Genomic DNA, 14,398 nt, shown 5'->3' with positions numbered 1-14,398 from the left:
GAATATAATAGTATTAAAAAAGCTTTAGGTTTATCAACAAGTTCAATTATGCATAAATGGGATAAAACTGGAGTGGATAATATAGAGGGCTATGCGACATATATTGAAAATTCGGCAAAATTAGTTAAACTGATGAAAACCGTTGGTTTTGTTGGCATAGGTTTAGATTTCGCTGGATATACATCAAATATTTATGATGCCTGTGCAAAAGGCCGCGAAAGCGCTTGTAAAAAAGCGGCGATAACAGAGTATAGTAAGTTTGGATTAAAACAGGGGAGTAGTATACTGGCAGGAGCTGTTGCCGGGCGTGCTGTGACTGCGCTTTGTACGTGGGTATTAGGGATTTCTACTATAGAAGCAGGCGGTGTCGGTGCTACTCTGTGTTTTGTTACAGGGGTTGGTGTTACTATTGCGTCAGGTAAGATTGCAGAAAAATATGGCGAGGACGCTGGTGAGACATTAGGTAACTATGTAGGAGATCATATTATCTATGAAAACTTTTTTCATTCAAAATGAAGATAATATAAAAATTATCATTAGTTTTGCTTTAATGCTTAATGGATTATTAATAATAACATTTTATTTTTACAACAAGATAGCATATAAAAAAATCGTTGACATCTATGAAAAGAAAATTGGACCATTGCCTGTTACAGCAATAATCTGTAAAAATGCAAGTCTATTTACCACACCAGGATTATATCTCACTAAAGTTGCGTTTATTATGGAGACTTTAATTTTCAAATATAATAAAATTTCTAATTATGGTATGAGCATAGAGGGTTATAATTTAATAAGAGGCTTGCCTTGCAAACTAACACTAGGATTTAAAATTGAAGCAATGCTGTGGATTTTATGTATTCCTGTGTTGCTAAGTATGTTTATTGCATTTTGAATAAAGGGACTCCATTGGAGTCCCTTTATTTAATTTTATTTCAATGCCCCTATATCTGGTCAACAATCCAGCCGTAAGTAGCAGCAGGTAATAACCCACTCACAAAAACATTTGGATTCACTTTAGGATCGGCTGCTGGCGAGTGTGGCCTGTTACCTAAAATCACAATAGCCATATCGCCACATCATTCACTGTAGACCCACTAAGGCGCTTGTGCCGCCATCCAGCAATGCCTGATGCGCCTATCAGGACTACAGTGAACGATGTAGACTCGATAAACGCTCAGCTTCGCGCTTTTAGCGCGGCGATATCCGCAGGCGTGGTGCGACAGCACCCGCCAATCAACCGTGCGCCAGCGGCCTGCCACTGCGGTAGATAATCCGCCAGCTGCGCGCAATGCTCACCGTGATGATGCCAGGTTTTGCTCACCGCATCGTACTGCTCGCCGGAATTGGGATACACCACCAGCGGCAGCGCCGTTAAGTCGTGTAAATGCTGCAACGCAGCGGTGGTCTTTTCCAGCGCAATGCAGTTAATGCCTAACGCCACCACCTGCGGATATTGCGCGAGGAAAGCGACCACGTCGCGCAGCGGTGTACCGTCGCTCAGATGTTCGCTGTCACGCAGGGTAAACGAGAACCATGCCCGCGCACGTGGATACGCGGTCAACAACTCAGCCAGTGCGCGAATTTCGGCAAAATTTGGCAGGGTTTCACAGGCCAGCAGATCGGCCCCGGCATCCAGCAACGCTTCAACACGCGAACGATGAAATGCCTGTAATGCTTCAATGCTTAACGCGTAATCGCCACGGTACTCGGAGCCATCGGCCAGAAAGGCACCGTAAGGTCCGACGGAACCCGCCACCAGTAACGTCCCGGCCTGCGGATTTTCCGCCAGATACGCCTCACGCGCTTTGCGCGCCAGCTCCACGCTTTTGCCAATCAGCGCTTTCGACTGCGCCTCATCCAGGCCGAGCGTGGCAAAACCCGCGGGAGTTGCCTGATAGCTGGCGGTGATTGCGCACTGTGCCCCTGCCCGGAAGTAATCCAGGTGAACTTCGCGGATAAGCGCCGGGTTTTCTACCAGCACCCTGGCAGACCACAGGCTGTCGGCTAAGTTACACCCTCGCGCTTCCAGTTCCGTCGCCAGAGCACCATCCAGCAACAGGAAATCCTGTTTATCGAGGAGGGCGCGTAACGGATTATTCTGCGACATGTTCTGGCTCCTGTTTTGCTTTACGGGGTTGAGTAAGGAAATAAGCACCATAACACAACGCGACAAACGGTAACCCGCACCACAACGCAATTCTCTGCGCCGGATCGAATGCCAGTCCCACACAGGCCACCAGGCACAGCACAAAACCCAGTACGGGTACCAGCGGATACCACGGGGCGCGATAATGCAATTCACTCAATGCGTTACCCTGCTGCAGATGGCGGCGGCGAAACACAAAATGCGAGGCGCAGATACTCAGCCATACCGCCACTACCGCAAATCCGGAGATCGCCGACAATGCGACAAACACCGTGTCCGGAGCCACGACGCTGGAAAACAGCGCCAACACACCGCCCAGCATACTGACCGACAGCGCCGTCAACGGTACGCCATTTTTCGTGACCTGTGCAAAACAGGCTGGCAGCGTTCGTTCATTCGACAGCGACCACAGCATGCGCCCGGAAGCATACAGCCCGGAGTTCGCCGCAGAAAGAATGGCGGTCAGGATCACGAAGTTAAAAATATCAGCGGCATACGGAATGCCCACTTTCTCAAACACCAGCACAAACGGGCTCTTCTCCACGCCGGCCTGCTGCATTGGGATTAGTGCCGCCAGTACAAACACAGTGCCGATAAAGAAAATAATCAGTCGCGCGATGGTGGTACGAATCGCCACCGGGATCACCTTGCGCGGATTTTCCGTTTCGCCGGCGGCAATACCGATAAGCTCAGTCCCCGAAAAGGCAAAGTTCACCGCGACCATGGTCATCAGGATCGGCAGGCCGCCGTGCGGGAACCAGCCTTCCGCCGTGATGTTACTCAGTCCCGGCGCGGGTGAACCATCCTGCATCGGGATAAAGCCGAAAATAGCCGCTCCGCCGAGGAGAATAAAAGCGATGATGGTGACCACTTTCACTAACGAAAACCAGAACTCCCCTTCGGCAAAAAAGCGCGTGGAGATAACGTTGAGGGCAAAAATAATCGCGCAGAACACCACACACCAGATCCATACCGGCACCTGAGGAAACCAGTACTGCATACAGAATCCGGCAGCGGTAAAGCTCGAACCCAGCGCCACGGTCCATGTCAGCCAGTAGAGCCAGGCGACGGTATACCCCGTCGCGGGTCCGAGGTAGCGCGCAGCATAGACGTGAAACGCCCCGGTTTCCGGCATCGCGACCGACAACTCGCCCAGGCACTGCATCACCAGCCAGACCACCAGCGCACCTATAAGATATGCCAGCAGCGTTCCCGCCGCCCCCGTGGTCGAGATGATGTACCCGGTATTGAAGAATAACCCTGTGCCAATCACGCCGCCTAAGGAGAGCATAATCAGGTGACGCGTTTTCATCGTGCGCTTCAGTGGCGCATTTTGTTGTGTTGTTTGCATATAACCTTCTAAACGTATGGACATCTAAACATCCAAAGAAGGTTTGTTATACCGTGTTTGTTAACAGAATGCAAAGTCAACCCTGCACCAGATGCAGATGCCCGCGTCGGGCACTTAACACTGGATGAGGGTTAATAATGAGATATAAAAAGGGCCGCCAGCTCATAACGCCTCCGTTGCCAGACTGTATGTAAACTCTGGCAACAGAGCCGCCGACTTGCGTTCATCCGGAAGTAGGAAGCGAATGTTCCCGTTCATACAACCGGATGACCCTCAGGAACCGCTGGCCTGGACCGTCATCTGCGATTTACGGCTCATCAGGATAAAAACAGCCAGACCGGCCAGCAGAATGCCCGGCGCAGAAGCCGCCATCACCCCCACCGTTCCGGTGCCCAGCGCCAGCATTTTCCCCGCCAGCAGCGGGCCGCTCATCGCACCCAACCGCCCAACCGCCACCGCAGTGCCTACGCCGGTAGCGCGGATTGACGTGTTGTAAAACAGCGGTGCCAGCGCATACAGCACGCTTTGTCCGCCGGTGGCAAACATGCCAGCAACAAAGCCGGCCATCAGCATGCCGCTCCATGACGAAACCGTCCCCAGCGCCAGCAACGAGACCAGCATCCCGGTGTAAATCAGTAACGACATCACCACCGGACGTAGCTTGTCCATCAACGCCCCGAGGATTAACGTGCCGCTGGCCGCACCGATTTGCAGGGCAAACATCACGCCTGCCGCCTGCGATGGGCGAAAGCCCTGCTCCACCAGCAGCATCGGCAGCCAGTTAATCAGCATGTACACCACCAGCAAGGTGAAGAAATAGCACAGCCACAGCAGCAGCGTAGCGGTCGCGGTAGCAGGTGCGAACAGCGCGCGCAGTGGCGCAGCGGCCACCTGTGTTTGCTGGGTATAAACCTGTGATTCCGGCAGCCAGCGCATCAACAGCGGCACCAGCAGCAGCGGGATCACGCCTCCCACCCAGAATACCGTTTGCCAGGCAGACGCCAGGCCGCTAAACCCGAGCGCCGCCGCCAACGCTGCACCAATTGGCACACCGCAGTACATCAGGCTCACCGCTGTACCACGAAAACGTGGACCCGCTGCTTCGGAGGTTAACGCAATCAGGTTCGGCAGTGCGGCTCCCAGCCCGACGCCGGTCATCAGGCGGGCGATGACTAACGTTGAAAAGTCCCATGACATCGCTGTTGCCAGAGAGAACAGGCCAAACAGCGCCACGGAGCCAATGAGAATGCGCTTGCGCCCATAGCGGTCGGCCAGCATGCCGCCCACCAACGCGCCGGGCAGTAATCCCAAAATCCCGGCGCTGAAGATCCAGCCCATTTGCATTTTATCCAACGCAAAGGCTTGAGCGATACCAACGGCAGCGATACCGGCGGCTTGTAAATCCAGCCCCTCCATCAGGGCGACTAAAAAGCAAAGCCCGACGGTCAGCGTCAGGCGCGAAGAGGATGCGGGGGTACGGGTCGTCATAAGATGTCCCTCAGAGGTCACGATGCAGGTGAATCGCGGCTGATACATTGCCAGCCGCGTAATCATTTTTACTTGCTGTTGCGCAGATCCAGCGCCACATCAACGATCATATCTTCCTGGCCGCCGACCATTCGGCGTTTGCCCAGTTCAACCAAAATATCGACCGCGCTCAGACCGTAACGCGCTGCCGCCACTTCGCAATGGCGCAGGAAGCTGGAGTACACCCCGGCATAGCCCAGCGCCAGTGTTTCACGATCCACCCGCACCGGGCGATCCTGCAGCGGGCGCACCAGATCGTCGGCGGCGTCCATCAACGCATACAGATCGGTGCCGTGCTGCCAGCCGAGCTTATCCGCTGCGGCGATAAACACCTCCAGCGGCGCATTACCTGCACCTGCGCCCATCCCTGCCAGGCTTGCATCGATACGATCGCAGCCCTCTTCCACCGCGGCAATTGAGTTCGCCACACCGAGGCTCAGGTTATGGTGGGCGTGCATCCCGGTTTCCGTTTCCGGTTTCAGTACAGCTTTCAGCGCGCGGAAGCGGTCGCGGATATCGTTCATATTCATTGCGCCGCCGGAATCAACCACATAGATACAGGTGGCACCGTAGTTTTCCATCAACTTCGCCTGCTGCGCCAGGTTCGCTGGCGTGGTCATGTGGCTCATCATCAGAAAACCGACCGTATCCATACCCAGCTCGCGCGCATACTGTATATGCTGGGCCGACACATCTGCTTCGGTACAGTGGGTCGCCACGCGCACGACCCGCGCACCGGCCTGATACGCATTTTTCAGATCGTGAATGGTGCCGATACCCGGCAGTAATAACGTGGCGATTTTGGCGTGTTTCACCACCTCCGCTGCGGCTTCAATCCACTCCAGATCGCTGTGTGCACCAAAGCCATAGTTAAAGCTGGAGCCCTGTAAACCGTCACCGTGTGCCACTTCAATGGAATCGACTCGCGCGTCGTCCAGCGCTTTGGCAATCTGGCGCACGTTATCCAGTGAATACTGGTGACGAATGGCATGCATGCCATCGCGCAGGGTCACGTCAGAGATATAAAGTTTCTTACCGTTCATGCTGCTTCTCCTGCCTGACGGGTGAGTGACTGCGCCATCTTCTCTGCGGTCGCCAGCGCACTGGAGGTCATAATATCGAGGTTGCCGGCGTAGGCTGGCAGGTAATGCGCCGCACCTTCCACTTCCAGATAGACCGCAGTTTTCAGCCCGGAGAACTGGCCGATACCCGGCAGATTCACTGGTTTATCCTCAGGGATGACGTCAAACTGCACACGTTGCTTCAGGCGATAGCCCGGCACATACGCCTGTACCGCCGCAGCCATTTCATTAATCGACGCCTCAATTTCCGCCTGCGAGGCCGCTTCACTCAGTACATACACCGTATCGCGCATCATCAGCGGCGGCTCGGCAGGGTTAAGCACAATAATGGCTTTACCTTTTTCCGCGCCACCCACCACTTCAATCGCCTTCGACGTGGTTTCAGTAAACTCATCGATATTGGCGCGGGTGCCCGGCCCCGCCGATTTACTGGCAATTGAGGCAATAATCTCGGCGTAATGGACACGTGCCACACGAGAAACCGCCGCGACCATTGGGATAGTCGCCTGCCCGCCGCAAGTCACCATATTGACGTTCTGCCGATCAGCGTTGGCTTCCAGATTCACCACGGGTACGCAGTATGGGCCAATGGCCGCGGGTGTGAGATCGATCAGGCGAATGCCTGGTTTCACCGCCCGTAAGGCGGCATCGTTTTTCACGTGCGCCCCCGCGCTGGTGGCATCAAAGACGATGTCAATATCGGCAAACTCCGACATCGCTATCAGCCCCATCACCCCTTCGTGAGTGGTGGCAACACCCATGCGCCGGGCGCGTGCCAGACCATCGGACTCCGGATCGATACCGACCATCACCGCCATGTCCAGATGCGTGCCGTGACGCAGAATTTTAATCATCAAATCGGTGCCGATGTTGCCGGAGCCGATAATGGCGACTTTACGCTTACTCATGACTGACTTCCTTTTGTAACCGCCGCAGAAAAGGTGGCGGCGACTGAACCAATACCGTCGATATGGGCTTCAAAACGATCGCCCGCATGCACCGCCACCATCGGACCTAACGCCCCGGTGAGAATGATGTCTCCCGCACGCAGCGGCTCGCCGAGGCTGGCCATTTTGCGCGCCAGCCAGACGGCGGCGTTGATCGGATGCCCCAGACATTCGCTGCCGCGTCCGCTGGAGACCTCTTCGTTATTGCGCGTCATTGTCATCGCACAGTTTTTCAGATCTAATCCCGCCGGACGTTGCGCCGGACCACCGACCACATACACGCCGCAGGAGGCGTTATCCGCCACGGTATCGACAAACTGAATTGACCAGTCGCGGATACGGCTACCGACCACTTCCAGCGCCGGTAATACCCACTCAATGGCGTTGACCAGCTCATCAAAGGTGGTGTCGGCATCAGGCAAATCGCGGTTCAGTACCAGCGCAATTTCGGCTTCAATACGCGGTTGCAACACGCGGGAAAACGGGATGGTTTCGTTGTCGCCGTAGCACATGTCGGCAAACAGCGTACCGAAGTCCGGTTGATCGACACCCAGCTGTTGCTGCACTTTCGGGTGCGTCAATCCCACTTTGCGCCCAACCACGCGACGCCCGCGCGCCACATCGTACTGCACGTTGATGCGCTGAATAGCGTAAGCCGCCTCGGCGTTGTCCATGCCAATCAACTCACGCAATGGCCCTATCGCTTCGCCCTTTTCCTCCGCCTGACGTAAATCGGCGGCTAACTGCTCAAGATTTTGCTTCGTCATGTCCGTTCCTTAAGGGCGTGCGAGGAAGTTCAGCACCAGCTGATTAAAGGCTTCCGCATGTTCCCACTGCGCCCAGTGCCCGCAATCGCGGTAAATGTGCAGCTCAGAGCCAGCAATACCGGAAAGCAGACGCAGCCCCGCATCCATCGGCACAAAGCGGTCGTTGCGCCCCCAGACGATCAGGGTCTGAGCTTTGATTTCCGCCAGACGTGGACCGAAATCCGGGAATTGTTTCGGGTTAGCTTCCAGACTCTGAACAAAATTTTCCAGATGGTCGCGGCGCGACAGCATGTTGTTCAGACGCGCCTCAAACAGCGCTTCGGTCAAATCACTGGTATCGAAAACGAAGATTTCCATCATCAGTTTCAGGTTTTCGATGGTCGGTTCGCGATACAGCTGATTCAGGCGCTTGATTCCTTCGGTCGGCATCGGGGTAAACAGGCTCATGCCGCCCGTCCCGCCGCCCATCAGCACCAGTTTGCCCACGCGTTCCGGCCAGCCCAGGGTAAATGCCACTGAGCTGTGGCCCCCCATCGAGTTACCCAGCAGATGAATTTTCTGAATATCCAGTTGATCAACCACACTTTTCAGGATGCGGGCATTGAGATCGGATCGCGACCCACGGTTAACGATCCCATCGCTTTTTCCCCAGCCAGGACAATCCAGCAGGATCACCCGATAACCGGCCTGCACCAGCGGATCGATATTACGGCTGAAGTTCGCCCAGCCCGTCGCCCCCGGTCCTGAACCATGTAACAGCACGACGGTTTCTTCGCCCTGCCCACAGTCATTAAAATGCACACGCAGGGTTTCACCTGCTTCCTGCACCTCCAGAAAACGGCTGGTGGCGGCTTCGGTTTGCGGTTGGTAAGTCATCATGTTCTCCTGCATATTCAGTTCTGTGTGGTGGCACTCAGGGAGCCAAACCCGGCGATCCACTCCGGGATCGGGCGGTAATAACGGCCTTCACTGCGCCAGTTGCCAAAGGCAGAAATGGCGGCGAAGGCGGCAACCCAGGTTTTAACTTCGTGTGTTGATTTGCCCGCCATCGCGGACAACTCTTCATTACTGACCGTGTCCAGTTCCTGCAAACGCCCCTGCTCAAGCAGGGTCATAAAGCGGTTATCCCAGACGGGGTTAAGCGGGTGCAGCGTGTTTTGATCGGTCACGAACTTCTCGGCGGCGCTGATTACCCGCTGCTGGCGCAGTTCTCGCTCGTTTTCGGGTAGCTGTTTGCCGCTGCCGAGCAGACGGTCACGCATATGCGCGTCAGCCTTTGCCAGTTCCGGTACCGGCGGCTGATGCGACAGCCCACCGGAACCTAAAAACAGCACACGCTTATTCAGCGAACTGGCGAAACGACCAATCGCTTCGCCGAGCATACGAGTACGCTGGAAGCCCGGTAGCGGCGTGGCGACACCGTTAATAAACACGGGTAACACCGGCACCTTATCCAGGCCGCCGAGCAGAAACTCCAGCGGCTGCGCAAAGCCGTGATCGACCTGCATGTTGTAGGAAACGGCGAGATCAATGCCGCTTTTCATCACCGCATGGGCACAAGCTTCAGCGAGATCTGTCGGCACCGGCAGTTCCCCCGCCGCGCTGCCGAAATCGCCAATTGCCGTGGCACCTACGCCTAAACAGAACGGCGGCATCACGTCATAGAAAAAACCGTTGTAATGATCGGGGGCAAACAACACCACCAGTTCAGGATCGAACGCCGCAATGCGTGCACGCGCGCTGGCGATCACGCCGTTGACTTCATCGAGCACGTATTGCGCCGGGTCGACATAGCCCACCAGCGGCGAGTGGGAAAGACAGTGAAGATAAGCGTGCATATCAGGCTACCTTTTCAACAAGAAGATCGGCATTGACGCGAGTCAGCGTCATCACCGACGCCAGTTTATTCAGGGTATTGCCCAGGGTTTGCGGAATGGCAACGGCAGCAACAAAGCGATCCGGGCGCATCACCACCAGCGCGGCGTTATGCTGAGCAAACCAGGCTCGTAAATGGTTCTGCGTATCACCAATGCGGATAACGCCGTCATGGTTATCCTGATCGGTGGCAATCTGCGTATCCGGCACCACCTGAATAAACCGGGTGCCCAGCGCCTGCCACTGCAGGATCTGCGCCTCGCTCATGCCCCACAACGGATTACAGCCCCAGCCAATGACCGCAAAATTCGCCCCGATAACGTTGTCGAGCAGCGTCACCTCGCCCGTTTCCCGCGTCACCTTCGGCTGGATAAACATTTTGCCGACCGGTGACGTTTTCGCCTCGCCTTCACGTACCAGCGCCCCGACGTGGTACTGCGGCATCGGTTTAAAGCGCATTTCCAGGAAATAGCGTTTGACTGGCGGAAGGTAGTTCAACAACCAGGAGACTCCATCGCGCACCGCGCCGTGCCAGCGTTTCGGCGGAGCCAGCACGTTGCCTGCGGTAACGGACAAATCAATCATCGCTTTGGCGTGGTCACGGCGTTCCTGCTGGTACGTATCCAGCAGCGCATCACCGGCTTTACCCTCGATCACCAACGCCAGTTTCCACGCCAGGTTGAAGGCATCACGCATGCCGCTGTTGTAACCCTGCCCCTGCCAGACCGGCATAATGTGCGCCGCGTCGCCTGCCAGCAGTACGCGGTCAATCCGAAAACGTTCGGCCAGACGGGCGTTATGGGTATATACGCGTTGGCGGATCAGCTCGACGTTATCCGGGTTCGGCAGCACTTTGCTCAACAGCTGGCGCATATTCTGCGGCTCACTCAGTTGCGCTTCGGTTTCCCCCGGCATCACCATAAATTCAAAACGACGCACCGCATGAGGCAGAGCGGCAGAGACATACGGACGCACCGGATCGCAGCACAGATAGACATGCGGTGTGCTGAGCGGGTCGTTGGCGATATCCACCACAATCCACTGATTCGGCGCGGTTTTGCCTTCAAACGGTACATTCAGCGAACGTCTGACATTGCTGCCGCCGCCATCGCAGGCCACCAGCCACTGCGCCTTCACCGTTTCTCGCTGACCGTCTGGCGTTTTCAGGTTCAGCGTCACTTCGCCGTTTTGTTGGCTGAAGGCTTCCAGTTCGCGGGAGAACAGGCAGCGCACATTGGGAAAACGCGACAGCCCTTCCAACATCACCGCGTCCACTTGTGGCTGAATGAACGCGTTGCGGCGCGACCAGCCAAATTCGTCGGTCATCGGCTGGATATCGGCAAAGCAGCGGCCTTTTGGCGTAAGAAAGCGCATCGCGTGCCACGGCGTGGTATGCGGCAGAACGTTTTCGACCAGGCCAACGGACTGCATGGTGCGCAGCGCTTCATCGTCAATGCCGATGGCACGGGGATAGTCGATCAGTTTGTCGAGTTTCTCCACCACCAGTACCTCAATGCCCATCTGGCCAAGGTAGTTGGCCATCATCAGCCCCACCGGGCCGGCGCCAGCAATCGCCACCTGCACGGTGTGCTGTACAGCAGGCTGGATATCCGGGTTTATCGTTGTCATTTCAGAACCTCACTACTCGGACAAAACGCAATTGCAGACCCTGGCGAGGCGCAACTCATTTTGTTAAAAAGATGTGAATGATTTTTTATTGTGCGGTCAGTATAGGAGTGAGTTTTTGCGCTACAATCAAAACATGCCTGGATGTGCACTAAGTGCACAACGTTGTTTTACCTGTAGATTTGTCAATAAATATGAAAAATGACGACGCTGCCGAATACAAAACCGTACGCGGATTAACGCGCGGATTAATGTTATTAAATATGTTAAACCGGCTCGATGGTGGAGCCAGCGCTGGCCTGCTGGCTGAGCTGAGCGGCCTGCACCGCACCACGGTCAGGCGACTACTGGAAACGTTGCAGGATGAGGGTTACGTCCGGCGCAGCCTTTCCGATGACAGCTTTCGTTTAACCATTAAAGTCCGCCAGCTCAGTGAGGGATTTCGTGATGAGCAGTGGATTTCTGCCCTGGCTGCCCCGCTGCTGGGCGATTTGCTGCGCGAGGTCATCTGGCCGACCGATGTTTCCACCCTGGATGTGGATGCAATGGTGGTGCGCGAAACCACCCACCGCTTCAGCCGCTTATCGTTTCACCGCGCGATGGTTGGACGTCGCTTACCGCTCTTGAAAACCGCCTCCGGCCTGACCTGGCTGGCATTTTGCCCGGAGAATGAACGTCAGGAACTGATCGAAATGCTGGCCTCGCGACCCGGAGAGGAATTCCAGTTGGCGCGTGAGCCGCTGAAGCTCCATGCCATCCTGACCCGCGCGCGGAAAGACGGCTTTGGCCAGAACTATCGTGGCTGGGATCAGGAGGAAAAAATCGCTTCCATCGCCGTCCCCATTCGCAGCGAACAGCGGGTGATCGGCTGTCTGAACCTGGTGTATATGGCCAGCGCGATGACCATCGAACAGGCTGCGGAAAAACATCTTCCGGCCTTACAAAAGGTGGCGCAACAGATAGAGGATGGCGTCGAATCACAGGAGATTTTGGTTGCCGGGAGGTGAGGTGGATCACAGTTATACGCATCATCTGATTGATAGCTGGAATGATTCATTCATCAGCCGATATCACGCGGTGCCATCTTGCTTAAATGATATCTTCATTGCAGAGTGTGCATTCATTTTCCGCCAGGAGGCGACATGTTAAAGGTCATTGCTGAAGATTTTATAAAACCTGAATATATTGAAACCGTTCTCCCTTTGTATCGTGAACTCATATCCGCCACGAAGAAAGAGCCGCTCTGTCTTGCTTATGACCTCTATATTGATGAAAAAGATCCCGGCCATTTTATTTTTATAGAAGAATGGCCAAACCACGCGGCGCTTGATGAACATTGTGCGAGCGAGCATTTCAGACGACTTGTGCCGTTAATCGATCAATACACGCGCAAAGAAGCACGTTACATATTGATGAATAACATCGTAAATCCAGGGGCGCAAAGTCTCTTGTGAAGAAGCTTTAATCTTTCCTCCTGTATAAGGTTACGCTACTCTCACAAATGCGTTCGCTGGTAACATGCTTCGGGACATGTAGCTTGATTAAGTCACGGAAAGACTTAGGCTAAAATATGGTACTTGATTGCAAATCGAAGGATAAAAAATGAAAAAAACGACTCCAGAATATACGACTGTTGACTTATCTCGTTGGGCAAGAAAAGAGCATTTTGAGGTATTTCAGTCTTTTGCTCAAAGTACCATTAACCAAACTGTTCTGTTAGACATTACCGCGGTACTAAAACATATAAAAGAGGTTGGCTGGAAATTTTACCCTACTATGATTTCCCTCCTTGCTAACGTTGTCAACAAGCATACTGAATTCCGTATGGCCATAAAAAACAATGAGCTTGTCATATGGAATGAAATTCATCCAAGTTATACCATTTTCCATAATGAAACTGAGACTTTTTCATCATTATGGAGCCGCTACGATGGCAATATTCATCACTTCCAAAACACTTATTCAGAAGACGTTGCACGCTACTGTAATAATCTTTCTTATTGGCCGAAGGGAGAGTCTCCGGAAAATGTATTTTTCGTATCGGCTATTCCTTGGGTAAGTTTTACCAGTTTTAATATCAACATTGCGGACATGCAAAACTTTTTTGCCCCCATGTTCACACTTGGAAAATACTATGAACAAGATGGGAAAGTAGTGTTACCTCTCGCTGTTCAGGTACATCACTCCGTGTGCGATGGTTTTCATTTAGCAAGACTAATCAATGAACTACAGGAAATGAGTCATGACCTACGGCACCATTCAGAGGAACGCAACGTCTGATGCAGCAGACGTTTCTTTATATAGCGTGAACAGCAAGAATAATCGCCATGTCTGCGAACAAGCGGGGTCGACATGAACGGTCTGGGAAGAACATAAATTGGGGTTCGCGATAGCAAAGGTAATACCTAAAGCTTTCGCAAAAGTCTGGCCGGATTGCCAGCATACACGCCTTTTACCAGCACGGGCTTTGTCACCACACTACCGGCACCAATCACCGCACCACTGCAAATTTCCGTTGTTAAAATTGTGGCTCCACTACCCACCGTTACTGCATTACCTAATACAATATTAATCCAGCTTTTTGCAGAAGCGTCAGGACTTCCGCTCTTGAAAAGATCGTTAGCAAAGGTCACGCCATGCCCTATAAAGCAGTCCTCGCCTAAGGTAACGTTCTCACAGATGAAAGTATGGGACTGCACTTTAGTTCTATCGCCTATGACGCATCCCTTTTGTATCTCAACAAATGGTCCGACAAACACGTCATGGCCCAGGTCGCATTCATAAAGATTCACAGGCATGACTATTGTGACATTTTTACCTTGTTTTACGTCACGAATACCACTTTCAATAATATTCATATCAGCACTGTCCTTACTCAAGATAATACGTCTCAGCATTGAAAACCTGAATTTTAAGGAGATCCTTCGCTATCTATCATCAGATAGCCAAGGCCAGAAATTTCAATTAATGCGTTTCTTTTAGCGATAGTACTTTATCTATTTTTTTACAATCAACACATCTTATCAGACATGTTGATTATAACAAACTTACAATTTATAAAATCTGCCATAATG

The 14,398-nt window shown here is 53.5% G+C and carries 14 protein-coding genes and 2 pseudogenes; 5 read left to right on the top strand and 11 right to left on the bottom strand.

The window, feature by feature from the left end; genetic code table 11:
• A pseudogene (locus NNN64_RS21115) lies at positions 1-516 on the top strand (hypothetical protein); the annotation flags it as partial.
• Positions 491-895 carry a hypothetical protein gene (locus NNN64_RS21110; RefSeq protein ID WP_271442660.1) on the top strand — a complete coding sequence of 135 codons (405 nt, stop codon included), beginning with the start codon at positions 491-493 and terminating at the stop codon, positions 893-895. The pseudogene NNN64_RS21115 and the gene NNN64_RS21110, both read left to right, overlap by 26 nt.
• Positions 896-944: 49 nt before the next feature.
• Here the strand turns inward: NNN64_RS21110 and NNN64_RS21105 are convergent.
• The 10 genes and pseudogenes from NNN64_RS21105 to NNN64_RS21060 form a co-directional block, all read right to left on the bottom strand.
• Positions 945-1,070, bottom strand: a pseudogene (locus NNN64_RS21105) (hypothetical protein); the annotation flags it as partial.
• A 107-nt stretch (positions 1,071-1,177) separates the two neighbouring features.
• Positions 1,178-2,110, bottom strand: a complete 933-nt coding sequence (mmuM, locus tag NNN64_RS21100) for a homocysteine S-methyltransferase (RefSeq protein WP_271442659.1) — start codon at positions 2,108-2,110, stop codon at positions 1,178-1,180.
• On the bottom strand, positions 2,097-3,500 hold the full coding sequence (mmuP, locus tag NNN64_RS21095; RefSeq protein ID WP_271442662.1) for an S-methylmethionine permease: 1,404 nt from the start codon (positions 3,498-3,500) through the stop codon (positions 2,097-2,099). Before mmuP ends, mmuM begins: the two co-directional genes overlap by 14 nt.
• 273 nt (positions 3,501-3,773) lie before the next feature.
• Positions 3,774-4,988, bottom strand: coding sequence for a 3-(3-hydroxy-phenyl)propionate transporter MhpT (gene mhpT, locus NNN64_RS21090; protein WP_271442658.1), 1,215 nt, complete (start codon positions 4,986-4,988; stop codon positions 3,774-3,776).
• A 68-nt stretch (positions 4,989-5,056) separates the two neighbouring features.
• Positions 5,057-6,070 (bottom strand): 4-hydroxy-2-oxovalerate aldolase, encoded by a 1,014-nt coding sequence (gene mhpE, locus NNN64_RS21085; RefSeq protein ID WP_271442657.1) that lies wholly within the window; start codon positions 6,068-6,070, stop codon positions 5,057-5,059.
• Positions 6,067-7,017, bottom strand: a complete 951-nt coding sequence (mhpF, locus tag NNN64_RS21080) for an acetaldehyde dehydrogenase (protein WP_271442656.1) — start codon at positions 7,015-7,017, stop codon at positions 6,067-6,069. The genes mhpE and mhpF overlap by 4 nt, the downstream gene beginning before the upstream one ends.
• Positions 7,014-7,823 (bottom strand): 2-keto-4-pentenoate hydratase, encoded by an 810-nt coding sequence (gene mhpD / locus NNN64_RS21075; RefSeq protein WP_271442655.1) that lies wholly within the window; start codon positions 7,821-7,823, stop codon positions 7,014-7,016. The genes mhpF and mhpD overlap by 4 nt, the downstream gene beginning before the upstream one ends.
• Positions 7,824-7,832: 9 nt before the next feature.
• Positions 7,833-8,699 carry a 2-hydroxy-6-oxonona-2,4-dienedioate hydrolase gene (gene mhpC, locus NNN64_RS21070; RefSeq protein ID WP_271442661.1) on the bottom strand — a complete coding sequence of 289 codons (867 nt, stop codon included), beginning with the start codon at positions 8,697-8,699 and terminating at the stop codon, positions 7,833-7,835.
• A 17-nt stretch (positions 8,700-8,716) separates the two neighbouring features.
• Positions 8,717-9,661, bottom strand: a complete 945-nt coding sequence (mhpB, locus tag NNN64_RS21065) for a 2,3-dihydroxyphenylpropionate/2,3-dihydroxicinnamic acid 1,2-dioxygenase (protein ID WP_271442654.1) — start codon at positions 9,659-9,661, stop codon at positions 8,717-8,719.
• A gap of 1 nt (position 9,662) precedes the next feature.
• The gene (locus NNN64_RS21060; protein ID WP_271442653.1) at positions 9,663-11,327 is read right to left on the bottom strand and encodes a bifunctional 3-(3-hydroxy-phenyl)propionate/3-hydroxycinnamic acid hydroxylase; all 1,665 of its coding nucleotides are present in this window, start codon (positions 11,325-11,327) and stop codon (positions 9,663-9,665) included.
• Between the two features lie 191 nt (positions 11,328-11,518).
• Here NNN64_RS21060 and NNN64_RS21055 point away from each other — a divergent pair, with 191 nt between their 5' ends.
• From NNN64_RS21055 to catA, 3 genes are all read left to right on the top strand, one after another.
• Positions 11,519-12,331 (top strand): DNA-binding transcriptional regulator, encoded by an 813-nt coding sequence (locus NNN64_RS21055; protein ID WP_271442652.1) that lies wholly within the window; start codon positions 11,519-11,521, stop codon positions 12,329-12,331.
• 135 nt (positions 12,332-12,466) lie between these two features.
• Positions 12,467-12,778 carry a putative quinol monooxygenase gene (locus NNN64_RS21050; RefSeq protein ID WP_271442651.1) on the top strand — a complete coding sequence of 104 codons (312 nt, stop codon included), beginning with the start codon at positions 12,467-12,469 and terminating at the stop codon, positions 12,776-12,778.
• Positions 12,779-12,926: 148 nt separating this feature from the next.
• Positions 12,927-13,604, top strand: a complete 678-nt coding sequence (catA, locus tag NNN64_RS21045; RefSeq protein WP_271442650.1) for a type A chloramphenicol O-acetyltransferase — start codon at positions 12,927-12,929, stop codon at positions 13,602-13,604.
• Between the two features lie 125 nt (positions 13,605-13,729).
• Here catA and NNN64_RS21040 read toward each other — a convergent pair whose 3' ends face one another.
• Entirely contained in the window at positions 13,730-14,182 is a 453-nt protein-coding gene (locus NNN64_RS21040) for an acyltransferase (protein WP_271442649.1), read from the bottom strand.
• Between the last annotated feature and the right edge of the window lie 216 nt (positions 14,183-14,398).

It is taken from the genome of Citrobacter sp. Igbk 14 (genome assembly GCF_028069825.1).
In the GTDB taxonomy this organism is placed as follows: Bacteria; Pseudomonadota; Gammaproteobacteria; order Enterobacterales; family Enterobacteriaceae; genus Citrobacter.
Note: the sequence above shows the minus strand (reverse complement) of the source record. Positions and strands in the feature narration are given on the sequence as shown.

Bases quoted from the DNA above. Each gene is read 5' to 3' on its own strand.
- NNN64_RS21110 (WP_271442660.1), top strand. From the start codon at position 491: ATGAAAACTTTTTTCATTCAAAATGAAGATAATATAAAAATTATCATT.
- mmuM (WP_271442659.1), bottom strand. From the start codon at position 2,110: ATGTCGCAGAATAATCCGTTACGCGCCCTCCTCGATAAACAGGATTTC.
- mmuP (WP_271442662.1), bottom strand. From the start codon at position 3,500: ATGCAAACAACACAACAAAATGCGCCACTGAAGCGCACGATGAAAACG.
- mhpT (WP_271442658.1), bottom strand. From the start codon at position 4,988: ATGACGACCCGTACCCCCGCATCCTCTTCGCGCCTGACGCTGACCGTC.
- mhpE (WP_271442657.1), bottom strand. From the start codon at position 6,070: ATGAACGGTAAGAAACTTTATATCTCTGACGTGACCCTGCGCGATGGC.
- mhpF (WP_271442656.1), bottom strand. From the start codon at position 7,017: ATGAGTAAGCGTAAAGTCGCCATTATCGGCTCCGGCAACATCGGCACC.
- mhpD (WP_271442655.1), bottom strand. From the start codon at position 7,823: ATGACGAAGCAAAATCTTGAGCAGTTAGCCGCCGATTTACGTCAGGCG.
- mhpC (WP_271442661.1), bottom strand. From the start codon at position 8,699: ATGACTTACCAACCGCAAACCGAAGCCGCCACCAGCCGTTTTCTGGAG.
- mhpB (WP_271442654.1), bottom strand. From the start codon at position 9,661: ATGCACGCTTATCTTCACTGTCTTTCCCACTCGCCGCTGGTGGGCTAT.
- NNN64_RS21060 (WP_271442653.1), bottom strand. From the start codon at position 11,327: ATGACAACGATAAACCCGGATATCCAGCCTGCTGTACAGCACACCGTG.
- NNN64_RS21055 (WP_271442652.1), top strand. From the start codon at position 11,519: ATGAAAAATGACGACGCTGCCGAATACAAAACCGTACGCGGATTAACG.
- NNN64_RS21050 (WP_271442651.1), top strand. From the start codon at position 12,467: ATGTTAAAGGTCATTGCTGAAGATTTTATAAAACCTGAATATATTGAA.
- catA (WP_271442650.1), top strand. From the start codon at position 12,927: ATGAAAAAAACGACTCCAGAATATACGACTGTTGACTTATCTCGTTGG.
- NNN64_RS21040 (WP_271442649.1), bottom strand. From the start codon at position 14,182: ATGAATATTATTGAAAGTGGTATTCGTGACGTAAAACAAGGTAAAAAT.